General features: G+C 31.4%; 18 protein-coding genes. 12 read left to right on the top strand and 6 right to left on the bottom strand.

Features of this window, described 5'->3' with window-relative positions; all coding sequences use genetic code 11:
- The first annotated feature begins 6 nt into the window (after positions 1–6).
- Positions 7–513 (top strand): MogA/MoaB family molybdenum cofactor biosynthesis protein, encoded by a 507-nt coding sequence (locus HMPREF2881_RS10880; protein ID WP_002454996.1) that lies wholly within the window; start codon positions 7–9, stop codon positions 511–513.
- Between the two features lie 87 nt (positions 514–600).
- Here the strand turns inward: HMPREF2881_RS10880 and moaC are convergent, their stop codons facing one another.
- Positions 601–1095, bottom strand: coding sequence for a cyclic pyranopterin monophosphate synthase MoaC (moaC, locus tag HMPREF2881_RS10885; RefSeq protein ID WP_002448592.1), 495 nt, complete (start codon positions 1093–1095; stop codon positions 601–603).
- Positions 1096–1236: 141 nt separating this feature from the next.
- On the opposite strand from moaC, the gene glp reads away from it, so the two are divergent.
- The 7 genes from glp to HMPREF2881_RS10920 all read left to right on the top strand — a co-directional run bounded on the left by glp (position 1237) and on the right by HMPREF2881_RS10920 (position 5882).
- A complete protein-coding gene (gene glp, locus HMPREF2881_RS10890; RefSeq protein WP_002488612.1) occupies positions 1237–2496 on the top strand; it encodes a molybdopterin molybdotransferase MoeA in 1260 nt (419 codons plus the stop codon).
- On the top strand, positions 2493–2966 hold the full coding sequence (mobB, locus tag HMPREF2881_RS10895; protein WP_002488643.1) for a molybdopterin-guanine dinucleotide biosynthesis protein B: 474 nt from the start codon (positions 2493–2495) through the stop codon (positions 2964–2966). The genes glp and mobB overlap by 4 nt, the downstream gene beginning before the upstream one ends.
- A 4-nt stretch (positions 2967–2970) precedes the next feature.
- Complete coding sequence (locus HMPREF2881_RS10900; protein ID WP_002454998.1) at positions 2971–3420, top strand: molybdenum cofactor biosynthesis protein MoaE; 450 nt, start codon at positions 2971–2973, stop codon at positions 3418–3420.
- Entirely contained in the window at positions 3421–3654 is a 234-nt protein-coding gene (moaD, locus tag HMPREF2881_RS10905) for a molybdopterin converting factor subunit 1 (RefSeq protein WP_002454999.1), read from the top strand.
- A gap of 2 nt (positions 3655–3656) precedes the next feature.
- Positions 3657–4262: a molybdenum cofactor guanylyltransferase MobA gene (gene mobA, locus HMPREF2881_RS10910; protein ID WP_002448453.1), complete on the top strand. Its 606-nt coding sequence runs from the start codon at positions 3657–3659 to the stop codon at positions 4260–4262.
- Between the two features lie 14 nt (positions 4263–4276).
- Positions 4277–5299 (top strand): GTP 3',8-cyclase MoaA, encoded by a 1023-nt coding sequence (gene moaA / locus HMPREF2881_RS10915; RefSeq protein ID WP_002488606.1) that lies wholly within the window; start codon positions 4277–4279, stop codon positions 5297–5299.
- Positions 5300–5531: 232 nt separating this feature from the next.
- Complete coding sequence (locus tag HMPREF2881_RS10920) at positions 5532–5882, top strand: SarA family transcriptional regulator (RefSeq protein WP_002448468.1); 351 nt, start codon at positions 5532–5534, stop codon at positions 5880–5882.
- Between the two features lie 74 nt (positions 5883–5956).
- Here HMPREF2881_RS10920 and HMPREF2881_RS10925 read toward each other — a convergent pair whose 3' ends face one another.
- Positions 5957–7162 carry an MFS transporter gene (locus HMPREF2881_RS10925; RefSeq protein WP_002448515.1) on the bottom strand — a complete coding sequence of 402 codons (1206 nt, stop codon included), beginning with the start codon at positions 7160–7162 and terminating at the stop codon, positions 5957–5959.
- Positions 7149–7592: a MarR family winged helix-turn-helix transcriptional regulator gene (locus HMPREF2881_RS10930; protein WP_002455002.1), complete on the bottom strand. Its 444-nt coding sequence runs from the start codon at positions 7590–7592 to the stop codon at positions 7149–7151. Before HMPREF2881_RS10930 ends, HMPREF2881_RS10925 begins: the two co-directional genes overlap by 14 nt.
- 170 nt (positions 7593–7762) lie before the next feature.
- On the opposite strand from HMPREF2881_RS10930, the gene HMPREF2881_RS10935 reads away from it, so the two are divergent.
- From HMPREF2881_RS10935 to HMPREF2881_RS10950, 3 genes are all read left to right on the top strand, one after another.
- Entirely contained in the window at positions 7763–8533 is a 771-nt protein-coding gene (locus tag HMPREF2881_RS10935; protein WP_002488623.1) for a VOC family protein, read from the top strand.
- A 414-nt stretch (positions 8534–8947) separates the two neighbouring features.
- On the top strand, positions 8948–10210 hold the full coding sequence (locus tag HMPREF2881_RS10945; protein ID WP_002448476.1) for a lipid II:glycine glycyltransferase FemX: 1263 nt from the start codon (positions 8948–8950) through the stop codon (positions 10208–10210).
- A gap of 106 nt (positions 10211–10316) precedes the next feature.
- Complete coding sequence (locus HMPREF2881_RS10950; RefSeq protein ID WP_002488637.1) at positions 10317–13490, top strand: efflux RND transporter permease subunit; 3174 nt, start codon at positions 10317–10319, stop codon at positions 13488–13490.
- Between the two features lie 67 nt (positions 13491–13557).
- Here the strand turns inward: HMPREF2881_RS10950 and mspA are convergent, their stop codons facing one another.
- Both mspA and HMPREF2881_RS11930 read right to left on the bottom strand, forming a co-directional pair.
- Positions 13558–13875, bottom strand: coding sequence for a membrane stabilizing protein MspA (gene mspA / locus HMPREF2881_RS10955; protein ID WP_002448383.1), 318 nt, complete (start codon positions 13873–13875; stop codon positions 13558–13560).
- Positions 13876–13947: 72 nt separating this feature from the next.
- On the bottom strand, positions 13948–14115 hold the full coding sequence (locus tag HMPREF2881_RS11930; RefSeq protein WP_002448622.1) for an SE1832 family protein: 168 nt from the start codon (positions 14113–14115) through the stop codon (positions 13948–13950).
- A 132-nt stretch (positions 14116–14247) separates the two neighbouring features.
- Here HMPREF2881_RS11930 and HMPREF2881_RS10960 point away from each other — a divergent pair, with 132 nt between their 5' ends.
- Positions 14248–15156: an AEC family transporter gene (locus tag HMPREF2881_RS10960; RefSeq protein ID WP_002488634.1), complete on the top strand. Its 909-nt coding sequence runs from the start codon at positions 14248–14250 to the stop codon at positions 15154–15156.
- A 70-nt stretch (positions 15157–15226) separates the two neighbouring features.
- Here the strand turns inward: HMPREF2881_RS10960 and HMPREF2881_RS10965 are convergent, their stop codons facing one another.
- A complete protein-coding gene (locus HMPREF2881_RS10965; protein ID WP_002488621.1) occupies positions 15227–16018 on the bottom strand; it encodes a glucose 1-dehydrogenase in 792 nt (263 codons plus the stop codon).
- Positions 16019–16033 lie beyond the last annotated feature (15 nt).

Raw genomic sequence — 16033 nt, forward strand, 5'->3', positions numbered from 1 at the left:
ATGATGATGCATGAGCATGAAAATAAAGAAGTTAAAAAAACAATTCAATGTGCAGTGTTAACAATTTCTGATACACGAAATAAAGAAACAGATAAAGGGGGTCAATTAGTTCAAAAGTGTTTGAAAGAACTGAATATAGAAGTGACAGAAGAACACTATAATATCATTAAAGATGACAAGGAAGACATCCAATCTCAAATTGATGAATGGTTAGCATCAGATATTGATGTCATTATAACGACTGGAGGTACTGGTATAGCACAACGTGATGTGACTATAGAAGCTGTAAAACCACTTTTAGATAAAGAAATTGAAGGATTCGGCGAACTTTTTAGATATTTAAGTTATACGGAAGATGTAGGAACAAAAGCGCTTCTCTCAAGAGCATTAGCGGGAACTGTTATGAGTAAATTAATCTTTACGTTGCCGGGATCAACTGGGGCAGTAAAGTTAGCAATGACTAAACTCATTATTCCGGAATTAAATCATATGGTTTATGAACTCAATAAATAAAATAGTCATAAAAAGCATTGTAAATCATAGGTTTCCCTAATTGAAAATGCTGCTTATGACTATCATAATAGAAGACAATCATATAGATTAATCTAATTGCCGGTGATAATCTCCAGATTTACCTCCAGATTTTGATTCAAGGTATGTGTCACCAATGATCATTCCTTTATCAGCTGCTTTTGTCATATCGTATACTGTGAGAGCTGTAACTGAAGCAGCTGTTAAAGCTTCCATTTCAACACCAGTCTTACCTGTAGTAGAAACCGTAGCAGTAATGCTTAATTGATAGTGGCGTTGTGTGTTCGCTTGATTCCAAGAGAATTCAATATCTATTCCAGTTAAGGGCAATGGATGACACATCGGAATAATAGTCGAAGTATTTTTAGCAGCCATTATACCTGCAATTTGAGCAGTATTAAGTACATTACCTTTTTTATTTGTATTGTCAATAATTTGATGGTAAATCGCTTCATTCACTGTGATGCTTGAATGCGCTTTAGCAATACGTTTTGTAATACTTTTATTCGAAACATCAACCATTTTTGCATTACCTTGATGATTGATATGTGTGAAATTTGACATAAATAGCCTCCTATAGAAATATCTAAAAATCATAACATATAAATAAAGTTATAATCATTTATTTTTAATAAGTACATCATTATTTTACTGAGTTTATAAAATAGTATAGCATGAATTTATCGTGTAATTGGAGTTGATAAAATGGTAGTTGAAAAAAGAAAACCAATACCTATTAAAGAAGCAATTGAACGTATTGTAAAACAAGATATATATACTCCACAAAGTAATATATCATTAGAGGACAGTTTAGGATATGTCTTAGCTGAAGACATTGTAGCAACTTATGATATACCACGTTTCAATAAATCGCCGTATGATGGTTTTGCTATAAGAAGTGAAGATTCGGCTGGTACCTTTTCAAAAAATCGTAAAACATTTAAAGTGATAGATCATATTGGTGCAGGCACAGTATCTCATAAAACAGTCGGAGAAAATGAAGCAGTTCGTATTATGACAGGCGCTCAAATTCCTGAGGGCGCAGATGCAGTAGTGATGTTTGAACAAACTGTGGAAAACGGAGATACATTTACTATTAGAAAACCTTTTGAAGAGAATGAAAATGTGTCGCTAAAAGGAGAAGAAACGAAAACAGGAGATATTGTTTTAAAAAAAGGACAAGTCATTAATCCTGGAGCTATTGCAGTACTAGCGACCTATGGTTATACAGAAGTGCCTGTGTTTTTAAAACCAAGTATTGCAGTCATTGCTACTGGAAGCGAATTATTGAATGTAGACGAAGAATTACAACCAGGAAAAATTAGAAATTCTAATGGTCCGATGATACAAGCATTAGCTGATAAAATGGGATTAACGATAGAGCCTTATAGTATACAACAAGATGACTTAGAAAGTAGTATTCAAGTCATCACTAAAGCAATGAAAGATCATGATATTGTCATTACTACTGGAGGTGTTTCGGTAGGGGATTATGACTTTTTACCAAAGATATACAAAGCAATTCAAGCAGAAGTGTTATTTAATAAAATTGCGATGCGTCCTGGAAGTGTGACAACTGTGGCAGTTGCAAATAATAAGTATTTATTTGGTTTATCAGGGAACCCATCGGCTTGTTTTACTGGTTTTGAATTATTTGTTAAACCAGCAGTGCAACATATGATGCAAGCCAAAGCAGTTTACCCTCAAGTTGTGAAAGCAACATTAATGGAAGATTTTGCGAAAGCCAATCCATTTACAAGATTTATTCGAGCAACTGCATCTTTTACTCATAATTGTGCGACTGTGGTTCCATCCGGATTTAATAAATCGGGTGCTGTAGTAGCAATAGCACATAGTAATGCAATGATTATGTTGCCAGGGGGGACAAGGGGATTTAAAGCCGGACATACTGTAGATGTTATTTTAACTGAATCGAATGTTTTCGAAGAGGAACTATCATTATGATTTTACAAATAGTTGGTTTTAAAGATTCGGGTAAAACAACGTTGTTACAACAATCTATTACATTTTTAAAATCTCAAGGCTATCATATTGTAACGATTAAACATCATGGACATGATAAAGATGATATTACGCTTCAATCTTCTAATGTGGATCATATGAAACATTTTGAAGCTGGTGCAGATCAGAGTATTGTTCAAGGATCTGCTTATCAACAAACGGTAACACGTAGAAATCAGCCGTCGCTTGAAAAGCTGATAAAAGAAAGTGTAACTATTCGTTATGACGTTATTTTAGTTGAAGGGTTTAAACATGAGAATTATGACAAAATAGTGGTATATCAGACCCAAGAAGAATTAGAAAAACTGAGACTTCTTACACATGTTCAATATTTTTATAATTATAATAATGAGAATGCTTTAAACAACTATGAGCAATGGTTACTAAAATGGATGAAACAAAAGGATGAATAAAAAAATGAAACAATTTGAAATCGTGACGAATCCAATTGAGCCCGAACAATATAGAACATTTACTTTAAATGAACATCAAGGAGCTGTTGTTGTCTTTACAGGTCATGTTCGCGAATGGACTAAAGGGGTGAAAACAGAATATCTTGAGTATGAAGCTTATGTTCCAATGGCTCAAAAAAAACTAGAACAAATTGGAGAAGAAATTACACAGCGTTGGCCAGGAACGATAACAACGATTGTACATCGTATTGGTCCTCTACACATTTCCGATATTGCAGTATTGATTGCTGTCTCTTCGCCACATCGTAAAGACGCCTATCGTGCAAATGAATATGCGATTGAAAGAATTAAAGAAATTGTGCCGATTTGGAAAAAAGAAATTTGGGAAGACGGTGCAGAATGGCAAGGACATCAAAGAGGAGACCACAGTCAAGCAACTAAAGGAGGGGCTTAAATGAGAGTATTATATTTTGCAGAAATAAAAGAAATATTAGAAATGAATTCAGAGGACATTGATTTAATAGAAGATATTACAGTAGAAACATTTAAAGAATTATTATTTGAACGTCACCCATCCATTCGTGATAAAAAATTTCAAGTAGCTGTGAATGAAGAATTTGTTCAACTTAATGATATTGTAAAGCAAGATGATATTGTTGCGTTAATACCTCCAGTTAGTGGTGGTTAAATATGAAAGCAATTATTCTAGCTGGGGGACACTCTAAACGTTTTGGTAGTCCCAAAGCATTTGCTTGTATTCACGGTGAAATGTTCTATAAACGAATTATTAATACATTAACAGAAACGAATTTATTTGACGATATTATTATCAGTACAAACAAACAACTTAAAAATGAATTTGAGTATAAACAGATTATGATAGATGAAGAAACACATGCAGATAAAGGCCCGTTATCAGGAATCTACACAGTTATGAAACATTATAATAATGAAGAATTATTTTTTGTGGTTTCTGTAGATACTCCTATGATTACTAAAGAAGCAATAAGTCAACTATATCAATTTACAATTTCACAGCGTATGGAACATCAAGCAGATATTATAGCTTATTCAGACAATGATAAACCTATACCGACCATTGCGTTTTATAGTCGAGGAGTCATTTCGAATATTGAAAAAGCACTCAATTCTAATGATTATAGTTTACGGCATGTATATAAAAATGTGATAACATGTTTTCTAGATACTAAAGAGGTTCAGCCTTTAAAAAATTGGTCTAAAAATATTAATTATCAAGATGATTTGAATACTTTACTTCATCAGATTAATGATTAAAGGGGGACGCGTTAATGACGATCCAAATTAAAGACAAATTAGGACGTCCTATAAGAGATCTACGAATTTCTGTAACAGATCGTTGTAATTTCAGATGTGATTATTGTATGCCAAAAGAAATATTTGGTGATGATTTTGTTTTTTTACCTAAAGAGGAATTACTGACATTTGATGAAATTACAACAATTGCCAAAGTTTATGCTGAATTAGGCGTGAAAAAATTAAGAATCACTGGTGGAGAACCCTTGTTACGACGTGATTTATATAAATTAATTGAAAAACTCAATCGTATTGAGGGTATTGAAGATATTGGTATGACTACTAATGGTTTACTTTTAAAAAAACATGGTCAAAAGTTGTATGATGCAGGATTACGTAGAATTAATGTAAGTTTAGATGCAATTGATGATGAGGTATTTCAAGCAATCAATAACCGTAACATTAAAGCTTCTACCATCTTGCAACAAATTGATTATGCGGTCTCTATTGGATTTCATGTAAAAGTAAATGTAGTTATACAAAAAGGAATTAATGATGATCAAATCCTACCTATGATCGAATATTTTAAAGATAAACACATTCAAATAAGATTCATTGAATTTATGGATGTAGGTAATGATAATGGTTGGGATTTTAATAAAGTTGTTACGAAAGAAGAAATGCTATCTACTATTGAAGAAGAGTTTGATATAGAACCACTTCCACCTAGATACTTTGGTGAAGTTGCCACATATTATAGACATAAAGATAATGGTGCACAGTTTGGTCTAATCACCAGTGTTTCAGCTTCATTTTGTTCTACTTGTACAAGAGCAAGACTATCATCTGATGGAAAATTTTATGGATGTTTATTTAGTGTGATTGATGGTTTTGATATTAAATCATTATTGCGTAGTGGTGCTACACATCAAAAATTAAAAGACACGTTCATTTCATTATGGCAAGCACGTGATGATCGTTATTCAGATGAACGTACAGAACAAACAGTAAAAAATCGACAACGAAAGAAAATTAATATGAATTATATTGGTGGTTAATCTATACAGAAGTAAGTGATAATCATATGTGATATTACTTACTTCTGTATTTTAATTTGATAGTAGCTTTAATTAATTTTAATAATTTCAAAGTAATTTATATTAATCACTAAACAGATATAAATTAATATTTGTAATAGATTAAATTGTACATATGTTATATAATTAAATTAAGCAATTTTATTATATTATGTATTTATACAACTTAGAATCAACTTTGGAGGCATGTACTATGAATAATAAAGTGAATCGCTTTATTGAAGCGGAAAAAGAACTCAGTCAACTAAAACATTGGTTAAAAATGACGTATAAAATTTCTATTGAGGAATTTGTCGTTTTATTTAAAGTGTATGAAGGTAAAAAAATTAGCGGAAAAGAGTTACGCGATACATTACATTTTGAAATGTTATGGGATACAAGCAAAATTGACGTAATCATTCGCAAAATTTACAAGAAAGAATTAATTTCTAAATTACGTTCTGAAACAGATGAACGACAAGTATTTTATTTCTTTAATGCGTCTCAACAAAAAGTATTAGATAAAATGAAAAATGAAATTGAAGCTATTAGTATTGCAAATTAATTAAATAAAAAGAGCACCTCTCATATTCTATAACGAATAATAGGGGTGCTCCTTTTTATATATTAAATGAAAGATTAATACGTATTACCATGTACTTTTCTACCATGAACAATTAAATAAAGTACTGTACATAAAGCAGCTACAATAGCCATAATGAGATAAACTTGAGTATACGTGATTGAATCTGTAAATAATCCAAGCAACGATGGACCAAAGCCAATACCAATATCTAATCCTATAAAGTAAGTTGAAGTTGCAATTCCATATTTACTTGAAGGGGAGACTTTAATTGCAATGGCTTGCATTGAAGAAGAGAGGTTTCCATAACCAATACCTAAGAACACGCCAGCAAGTAATAATACCCAACCATTATAGCTAAATACTAATAAAACAAATGTGATAATTAAGGCAAGAAAAGCTGGATAAACCACAACGTTTTCATTTTTTGCATCAATCATTCTACCAGCAATAGGTCGAGTGATTAATGAAGCGACCGCATAGAAAATAAAGAAATAACTAGATGCTTCTAACAAATGACGTTGCTCAGCAAAAGGTTTTAAGAATGTTAGGATTGACGCATAATTTAACCCGATGATCATCATAACAATTGCTACTGGTACAGCTTCTTTAGCAATAAAATTATGAATATTGAAACCAGAAGCTTGAGCTACTTTTCTATCAACTGCATTTTTAGTAGGATTAAAATCAATTTTAATAAAGAGTGAAACAATTAAACTTGCGATTCCTAGTATGAGACAGATAAGAAATAGTAAATTAATTGAGAATGATTTCAATAATAAAATTCCAAAGAAAGGCCCAATAGCTGATCCAAGAACAAGGCTCAGTGAAAATAAGCTAATACCCTCACTTTTACGTTCTACAGGGGTAACATGTGCAGCAATTGTACCTGTAGCTGTCGTTGCGATAGCTGTAGCAATTCCATTTAGGAGTCGTACAAACATCAAGATGGTTATCGACCCAGAGATAAAATAAAGTAACTGAGTAATGATTAGAAAAATTAAACCAACAATTAAAATTTTTTTAGGACCAAAACGATTGACATACTTTCCTGTTCCAAAACGTCCTATTAATGATCCAATAATAAATAGTCCTACAACAAGTCCAGATATACTGTCTGACACATGATAGGATGTTTTAGAATAATCAGCGATGATAACTAATAATAAGTACATACATAAATAAACAAAGAAGTTAATGATAAAATTGATTGTAAAACTTCTAGTAAAAATAGGTTGTTTAATAGTACTAGTCTGATTCATGAGTATCCCCCTTCGATAATGTGGTATGTAATTTTTTCATGATTGCTATGACGTGATCCAAGTCATCATTAGATATATTAGATTGATGGATTAAATCTTCTTGAATAGGTGTAATACAAGCATTCATGTCCTCAAATAATTGCTGTCCTTTTTCAGATAAACTTAATAGCTTTTCACGTTTGTCAGTACCTGGAGTAACCAAAAGTAAATCTTTTTCAAATAGGACTTTAATAATTTTACGCGCAGTCGGTTTTTCAATAAAACGACGTTTAGATATTTGAACTAAAGTTGTTTGATCATATGTAGCAATATCTTTAAGCACTAACCACTGACCTGTATGTAGACCAAATTGATCTAATATAGGTTGAGTACGTTTAATATAAGGACGATAAATACCAATAAAACTATTAAAAAATTCATTTGTGAGCATTTTAAATTGTCTCCCTCGAAAATAGTTAGCAAGGCTAACTAATTAATACCGAAAATTATTATACGCTGATTTCATTCGTTTTTCAACACTAAATATAAGTTATAGAGTAAAGTATAGTGAAATTTGTTAAAATACAATTAAGTTTAAATTAGTAAAGGGGATATTGATACATGAAATTGAAATTTGATCATATGATTCATTACGTCGATCAATTAAAAGGATTTAAATATCCAGGTGAGTTATTAAAAATTCATTCTGGAGGCAAGCATCATCAATATGGCACTTTCAATCGTTTAACTTATATAAATGGAAATTACATCGAACTTTTAGATGTTGAAAATGTCGAAAAGTTAAAGAAAGAAGCTAAAACTGAAAAGGGTAGAGTCGCTTTTGCAACGAAAATTGTTCAAGATAATTTTAAGCAAAGATTTAAAACAATGGCATTTAGAACGGAAGATATAGAGAGAGTAAAACAATCTTTAAACGAACGTCATATTGATACGATTGGTCCTATAAATATGGACAGAGAAAATAAAAAGGGTGAAAAGATAAGATGGAAGTTACTCTACATCGCTGATCCCGACTATATGGTAAGGCCTCCTTTTTTTATTGAGTGGAATAAAAATAAAGTCGATTATATGCAAAATTTGGATTCATTTTTTCAGAAACAATTTAAAATTGATAAAATTATTATAGATAGTTCTAAACGCTCTAAAACCTTAACTAAGTGGCAAAGCTGGTTTAATATGGATGTTATAGAAGAAAATGAGAACTACACTGATTTAAAATTAGAGGGGGACACTATTGTTTATCGGATTCAAGATGCGGCTCAATCTGGATACAATACCATTGTTTTTAAAGATAATGAGACTATGACTCCTTATTCAATCATTATTAAAGGAGCCAAATATCGTTTCGAACCTAATGAAGGAACTAATTAAATAGATAGGTATAAGTACTATGTGCAATAAAAGCAATATGAATAAAAACTAGTACTAAAGAAATTAAGCTTAGTATTAAAGAAAAACGATTTGTTTTTAATAGTATAAATAAAATGGTAAGTACAAGTGATAAAGCGACAAACATCACTCTCAGACTAAAAAAATTTATAGTTAATGGATGAGCCATTGTATAAATTATTGCAATAGCATTACATACAATAAATATAAGTAAAATAATATTTCTCAATTTTAAAAACCTCTTTAATAAAAAATAGTAGTGTTTTTCATTCATTAAGTATAACAAAAAGAATAGCTTTTTGAAGAAAATACAACTTCTATTATGAGTTTGTCGACACTCTCAAATCTACAATGTATAATGATAAGTAATGCAAAGATAAAGGAGTTTTATATAGCATGGAAAAGATGAATATCACAAATCAGGAACATGACGAATTTGTAAAAACTCATCCGAATGGTGATTTATTGCAACTGACAAAGTGGGCAGAGACAAAGCGCTTAACTGGATGGTATTCAAAACGTGTGGCAGTAGGTGAAAATGGTGAAATTAAAGGTGTAGGACAGTTATTATTTAAAAAGATACCGAAGTTACCATTTACATTATGCTACGTATCACGTGGATTCGTAGCCGATTATAATGATAGAGACGTACTGAGAGCACTTTTAAATGAAACAAAAAAAATTGCTAAAGAAGAAAAAGCGTACGCGATTAAGATTGATCCAGATGTTGAAGTAGAACATGGCACAGAAGCACTTAAAAATTTAAGAATGCTTGGATTTAAACATAAAGGGTTTAAAGAAGGATTATCAAAAGACTATATTCAACCTCGTATGACAATGATTACACCTATTGATAAAACCGATGATGAAATTATTCAAAACTTTGAACGTCGTAATCGTTCTAAAGTTAGATTAGCGCTTAAACGAGGTACTAAAGTTGAACACTCAAATCGTGAAGGGCTTAAAACATTTGCGAAATTAATGCAAATTACGGGTGAACGTGATGGCTTCTTAACACGTGATATTAGCTATTTTGAGAATATTTATGACTCATTACATGAAGATGGAGATGCAGAATTATTCTTAGTGAAATTAGAGCCACAACAAGTGCTTGATGAAACGAATAAAGATTTAGAAGCTCAAGAAGCAGAAAAAGCTAAATTAGAAGCGAAGTCAGAAGCACGTCCAAATGACAAAAAGACAGCTAACAAATTAAATGATATAAAAAATAAGATTTCTAAGACAACTGAATTAAAAGAAGATTTAGAAAGATTAAATCAAGAACATCCAGAAGGCGTATATTTATCAGGCGCATTACTTATGTTTGCAGGTAAAAAATCATATTACTTATATGGAGCTTCTTCAAATGATTATCGTGATTTCTTACCGAACCATCATATGCAATATGAAATGATGAAATACGCAAGAGACCATGGTGCAACAACGTATGACTTTGGTGGCACAGATAATAATCCATCAAAAGATTCTGAACACTATGGATTATGGGCTTTTAAACGTGTATGGGGCACTTATTTAAGTGAAAAAATTGGTGAGTTTGATTATGTCTTAAATCAACCGTTATATCAATTAATCGAACAAGTTAAACCAAGACTTACAAAAGCCAAAATTAAACTCTCTCGCAAATTAAAACGTAAATAATTAATTTACAGTATTGTAGATACAGTATTTAATCTGAACGATTCTATGAAGAAACGTTCAGATTTTTTTACCAATATTAATCACTTATTATAGGAGAAGTAACAAAATGATTAAAAAGATGCTTCAATTTTCATTAGGTAATAAGTTTGCTATTTTTTTAATGGTTCTTTTAGTCATTATAGGTGGCATATATTCAAGTGCTAAACTTAAATTAGAATTATTACCTGATGTTGAAAATCCAATTATTTCTGTCCAAACGACGATGTCAGGAGCTACACCTCAAACGACACAAGGTGAAATTAGCTCGAAAATTGATAAACAAGTCAGATCACTCGCTTATGTAAAAAGTGTAGAAACACAATCGATATCTAATGCTTCAATTGTGAAAGTTGAATATAACAACGGAACTGACATGGATAAAGCTGAAGAAGTACTGAAAAAAGAAATAGATAAAATCGATTTTAAGGATGGAGTAAGTGAACCAGAATTAATACGTAATTCCATCGACGCCTTTCCTATCGTAGCTTACTCATTTACAAATGAAAGTAATGACTTAAGAACGACTACAAAGGAAATTAATGAACAATTAATACCTAAACTTCAAACTGTTGACGGTGTTCAAAGTGCACAACTGAATGGACAAACTACACGTCAAGTTACTTTGAAATTTAAACAAAAAGAATTAGATAAAGTAGGGTTATCTGCGGATGATGTTGAAAATTACATTAAGACAGCGACTAGAGAAACACCACTCGGTTTATTTCAATTTGGAAATAATGAAAAATCTCTCGTTGTGGATGGTCAATTTAAATCAGTCAGTGCATTAAAAGATTTAAAGATCCCTCTTTCTATAGCAGGTCAAGGACAATCAAGCGATTCTAACGATAATAGTATTAGCAGTACTGGCCAAGAGGGTAGTCAATCATCTAGTTCAAGTCAATCGCAAGCGAATAGCTCTTTAAAAGGAACAAGTGGTCAAATGCCAAGCGTGCCACTTAGAGATTTAGCTAAAATCACTGTGGGCGATGAACGAGATTCTATTTCAAAAACAAATGGTAAAGATGCAGTTAACGTACAAGTAATGAAAGCACAAGATGCAAATACAGTTCAAGTGGCTAGAGCAACGCAAAAGAAAATAGACGAGTTTGTTAAGAATAACAGTGATATCAAAGCCACAAAAACAATGGACACAGCTAAACCAATTGAAGATTCATTATATATTATGATTGAAAAAGCGGCCTTAGGTACCATCGTCGCAATTATTGTTATTTTATTATTCTTAAGAAATATTAAAACAACAGCGATATCTATCGTTTCAATTCCGTTATCTATTTTGATTGCACTTATTGCACTGAAATTAAGTAATGTATCACTTAATATTTTAACTTTAGGTGCATTGACTATTGCGATTGGTCGGGTCATAGATGATTCTATTGTTGTAGTAGAAAATATCTATCGCCGATTATCAGATCCAGGTGAACAATTAAAAGGGAACAATTTAGTTATTAGTGCAACGAGAGAGGTATTTAAACCTATTTTATCTTCTACGATTGTTACAATTATAGTTTTCTTACCGCTAGCTTTTGTTTCAGGCTCAGTAGGTGAAATGTTTCGACCATTTGCGTTAGCTATCACATTTAGTTTACTGGCTTCGCTTCTTGTTTCTATTACTGTTGTACCAGCTCTTGCCTCAACGTTCTTTAAAAATGGAATAAAAATAAATGGCAATGTTAATGAAGAAAATAAATTAGGGAGAATTAGTAAGGAATATAAACGAGTACTGGGTTGGTCACTTAATCATAAATGGCTTGTTCTTATTATTAGTATTGTTATATTAATTGCGAGTATAGGAATTGGTGCAACTAAGTTAGGAACAAGTTATATTTCTACTGGAGAAGATAAGTTCTTAGCGTTAACTTATACACCTAAACCAGGAGAAACTGAAGAAGCAGTACTTAAACATGCTGAAAAAGCTCAAAAATATCTTCAAAGTAAAGATAAAGTTAAAACAGTTCAATTTTCTGTAGGTGGACCTTCTCCAGCAGATCCAACAGGAAGCACGAATAGCATGGCTATTATGGTGGAATATGATTCGAATACACCTCACTTTGAGGAAGAACCAGATAAAGTGGTTACACATCTTTCTAAAATGAAAGACCCAGGTGAATGGAAAAATCAAGACTTAGGTACAGGAGCTGGAAACAATTCAGTGGACGTAACTGTTAAAGGACCTTCTACTGATGCAATTAGAAGTACAGTAACTAAAGTTGAAAATAAAATGAAATCCATTAAAGGTGTAGTAGATGTCAATTCAGATTTATCACAGACCTATGATCAATATGAAATCAAAGTAGATCAAAATAAAGCAACAGATAAAGGTATTTCAGCTGCACAATTAGCATTGAATTTAAATGAGAACTTACCAGAAAAAACAATTACAACTGTTAAAGAAAATGGTAATAATATAGATGTAAAAGTAAAACAGAATAAACAAACAAATTGGTCTCAAAATAAACTAGAAAACATTGACTTACATGCACCAAGTGGAGAAACTGTTAAATTAAAAGATATCGCACGTCTAAACAAAACAACAACACCAAGTAAACTTGTTCAAAAAGATGGCGATTATGCTACAACAGTTTCAGGTAAGATTACCGCTTCTGATGTTGGTGGAACCTCTAGTAAAGTGATGCGTGAAATCAATACAATTGATAAACCTAATAACGTTAAGTTTAATGTTGGCGGTGCAACAGATGATATTAATACAGCAATGAGCCAACTCGCTTTTGCAATGCTTATTGCTATTGTTATTGTGTATCTTGTGTTGGTTATCACATTCAAAGGTGGTTTAGCACCATTTACAATTCTATTCTCATTACCATTTACAGCTATTGGTATAGTATTTGCATTATTGATTACCAGAGAAACCATTTCAGTACCAAGTTTAATTGGTATGTTGATGTTAATTGGTATTGTTGTTACAAATGCAATTGTATTAATTGATAGAGTGATTTCAAATGAACATCAAGGTATGTTAATGAAAGAAGCTTTAATTGAAGCGGGTGGAACTCGAATTAGACCTATTTTGATGACTGCAGTTGCAACAATCGGTGCATTATTACCATTGTTATTTGGGCAAAATAGTTCAATTCTAATTTCTAAAGGAATGGCTGCTACAGTCATAGGTGGATTAGTATCATCAACACTACTAACCTTAATCGTAGTGCCTGTTATCTATGAAATACTCTTTACTTTAAAAAACAAACTTACACGTAAATAAAGATAAATTTAGGATAAGTCAAAAAAAGCAATTGAGACGTATGCACATACGTTCAATTGCTTTTTTATTAATACATAGTAAAAGTTAAAATAATATATATTACAAAAATAATGATAGATATAATATTTAAAATCGAAACACCTTTATGATCGTTTTTAAGTGCTTTAAAAGCTGTAACTTCTACATTTCCTACAAGAAGAAGCAATACAACAAATACCCACCAATTTTCACTAGGAAATTGGATCGTAGTGATAGCTACTACAAATAATAATAATATTCCCATAATAATACGTAAAATATGTACGAACATTGATTTCATTTTAAAAATACTGATATAACTTACAATAAGATACAGTATGGGTAATAAAATTAAGTATATTTTCACTTGATGACATCCTTTCTATTACGACTAATATCATAGCATTCATGAACTTTAATGCCTAGATATATTGAAAAATTATTTCTGACGTAATTTTGAACGTATGTCTGAAATTTCTTTTTCAATTTCTTCTAATTGTTTTACTAAAGGATCAATCTGTTGATTTAGTGATTCTTTTTTCTCTAAATCATTTTGTAAACGAATATAATCGTATTTAAGCTCAGCTAATTGTGATTCTAATTCCATGTCTAGTCGAACTCCTTATTTATTAATATGATTAGTAATGATTATAGCATGAAACAAGTAACTTCTAAAAATACTGTTAATTGTGTTAGAGTAATTAGTTGTAATGGAATATTAGGGAAGAAGGGATGAATTGTGACTGAGCAATTTATAATCATTATTTTGTTAATTGCATTAGGTTACTTACTTAAACGTATTAACTTTATTAAATCTGCAGATAGTCAAGTATTGTCTACGCTTGTATTGAATGTCACATTACCTTCTTTAGTTATTGTCAATTTAAATAGTGCGAATCTTGATTTATCATTTTCTATTTTACCAATTATGATGCTCATCTATGGCATATTAGCCAAAGTAATTATGGTTGTATTATTTAGAAAATATGATAATCATGTCAAGGGTTCAGTAGGTATGATGGCAGCGTCATTAAACATTGGTTTATTTGCTTATCCACTTGTAGAAACAATTTGGCCTAAAAATGGTATGATTTATTTTGGTATGGCTGATATCGGTGGGGCAATTATTATGTTTGGAGTCACTTACTTTGTAGGTAGTTATTACAGTGAAGGAAGCGATCAATTTAATTTCAAATTTTTAGGGAAAAAGTTAATTTCTTCAGTACCACTCGTTACTTATATTGTAATGTTTATACTTAATATGGCTAATATTCATTTACCAAAAGCTTCAATTGACTTTTTTACAATAATTTCTAAAGCGAACATGCCATTATCAATGATTTTACTTGGAATTATGTTGAGCTTCAGAATTGAAAAACAATTTTTACCAATTGCAGTGAAATATTTAATTGTCCATTACGGACTTGGATGTATTGCTGGTTTATTAGTCCACTTTTTCTTACCAACATCAGATGATATGATTAAAACAACGTTATTAATTACATGGTTACTTCCTGTGGGTGTGGCAATTATTCCATATTCAATTCAATTTAAATATAAAACATTACCGTTAGTGGGAATGGTTACTAATATTTCTATTGTGATAAGTATTATTATTATATATATTTATCAAGCTATCTTTGTATAAAAACTACATATACACATGAAAAAAGCAAGCGATTTTTAATCATCGCTTGCTCTTTTACTTTATAGTATGATTACCCTTTTCCACCCATAAATGCAGGATAGTTCATCATACCACCATCAACATATAATGTTGTTCCATGAACATAGCTAGCTAAATTAGAAGCTAAAAACAATGCACCGTTTGCTACATCTTTTGCATCACCGATTTCTCTAGCCGGAATCATTTCTAATGTTTCGACACGTGTTTTTGGATCAGAGAATTTTTCTTTTGTATGCTCAGTCACAACGGCACCTGGAGAGATATTATTAATACGAATGCCATGTTGGGCATATTCCATTGACATTGTTTCCATCATTAACTTAAGACCGCCTTTACTTGCAGCATAGTTAACGTAATTTGGCCAAGGAATTGTATCATGCACGCTTGAAGTATTAATAATAATACCTTTCTTATCTTCTTTTAAAAATTGTTTTACCGCTTCACGTGAACCAATAAATGCACCTGTTAAGTTAATATCAAGGACTTTTTGCCATTCAGCCATAGACATTTCATGACTTGGAGTGGCTTTTTCAAAACCAGCATTATTAATCATGATATCAACTGTTCCAAATTCTTTAACAGCCGTTTCTACTAATCGTTTCACATCTTCTTCGACTGAAACATCGGCTTGCACCGTAATTGAGTCACCGCCAGATTTTTTGATTGTTTCTTGAAGGGCATCAAGTTCTTCCATATGATTTTCTGATCTATAATTTAAGACTACTTTCGCTTTTTCTTTACCAAAAACTTCCGCCATTGCTTTTCCTATGCCACTGCCAGAGCCAGTAATAACCACAACTTTATTTTCTAATTCAGAAAACATTGTATGACCTCCTCA

Source organism: Staphylococcus sp. HMSC057A08, from assembly GCF_001812925.1.
GTDB lineage: Bacteria > Bacillota > Bacilli > Staphylococcales > Staphylococcaceae > Staphylococcus > Staphylococcus hominis.

Coding starts and splice junctions, on each gene's coding strand:
- HMPREF2881_RS10900 (WP_002454998.1), top strand. CDS start 2,971: ATGAAACAATTTGAAATCGTGACGAATCCAATTGAGCCCGAACAATAT.
- HMPREF2881_RS10935 (WP_002488623.1), top strand. CDS start 7,763: ATGAAATTGAAATTTGATCATATGATTCATTACGTCGATCAATTAAAA.
- HMPREF2881_RS11930 (WP_002448622.1), bottom strand. CDS start 14,115: ATGGAATTAGAATCACAATTAGCTGAGCTTAAATACGATTATATTCGT.
- HMPREF2881_RS10880 (WP_002454996.1), top strand. CDS start 7: ATGCATGAGCATGAAAATAAAGAAGTTAAAAAAACAATTCAATGTGCA.
- mobA (WP_002448453.1), top strand. CDS start 3,657: ATGAAAGCAATTATTCTAGCTGGGGGACACTCTAAACGTTTTGGTAGT.
- HMPREF2881_RS10930 (WP_002455002.1), bottom strand. CDS start 7,592: ATGCTCACAAATGAATTTTTTAATAGTTTTATTGGTATTTATCGTCCT.
- HMPREF2881_RS10920 (WP_002448468.1), top strand. CDS start 5,532: ATGAATAATAAAGTGAATCGCTTTATTGAAGCGGAAAAAGAACTCAGT.
- moaD (WP_002454999.1), top strand. CDS start 3,421: ATGAGAGTATTATATTTTGCAGAAATAAAAGAAATATTAGAAATGAAT.
- HMPREF2881_RS10945 (WP_002448476.1), top strand. CDS start 8,948: ATGGAAAAGATGAATATCACAAATCAGGAACATGACGAATTTGTAAAA.
- HMPREF2881_RS10965 (WP_002488621.1), bottom strand. CDS start 16,018: ATGTTTTCTGAATTAGAAAATAAAGTTGTGGTTATTACTGGCTCTGGC.
- glp (WP_002488612.1), top strand. CDS start 1,237: ATGGTAGTTGAAAAAAGAAAACCAATACCTATTAAAGAAGCAATTGAA.
- moaA (WP_002488606.1), top strand. CDS start 4,277: ATGACGATCCAAATTAAAGACAAATTAGGACGTCCTATAAGAGATCTA.
- HMPREF2881_RS10950 (WP_002488637.1), top strand. CDS start 10,317: ATGATTAAAAAGATGCTTCAATTTTCATTAGGTAATAAGTTTGCTATT.
- mobB (WP_002488643.1), top strand. CDS start 2,493: ATGATTTTACAAATAGTTGGTTTTAAAGATTCGGGTAAAACAACGTTG.
- HMPREF2881_RS10925 (WP_002448515.1), bottom strand. CDS start 7,162: ATGAATCAGACTAGTACTATTAAACAACCTATTTTTACTAGAAGTTTT.
- moaC (WP_002448592.1), bottom strand. CDS start 1,095: ATGTCAAATTTCACACATATCAATCATCAAGGTAATGCAAAAATGGTT.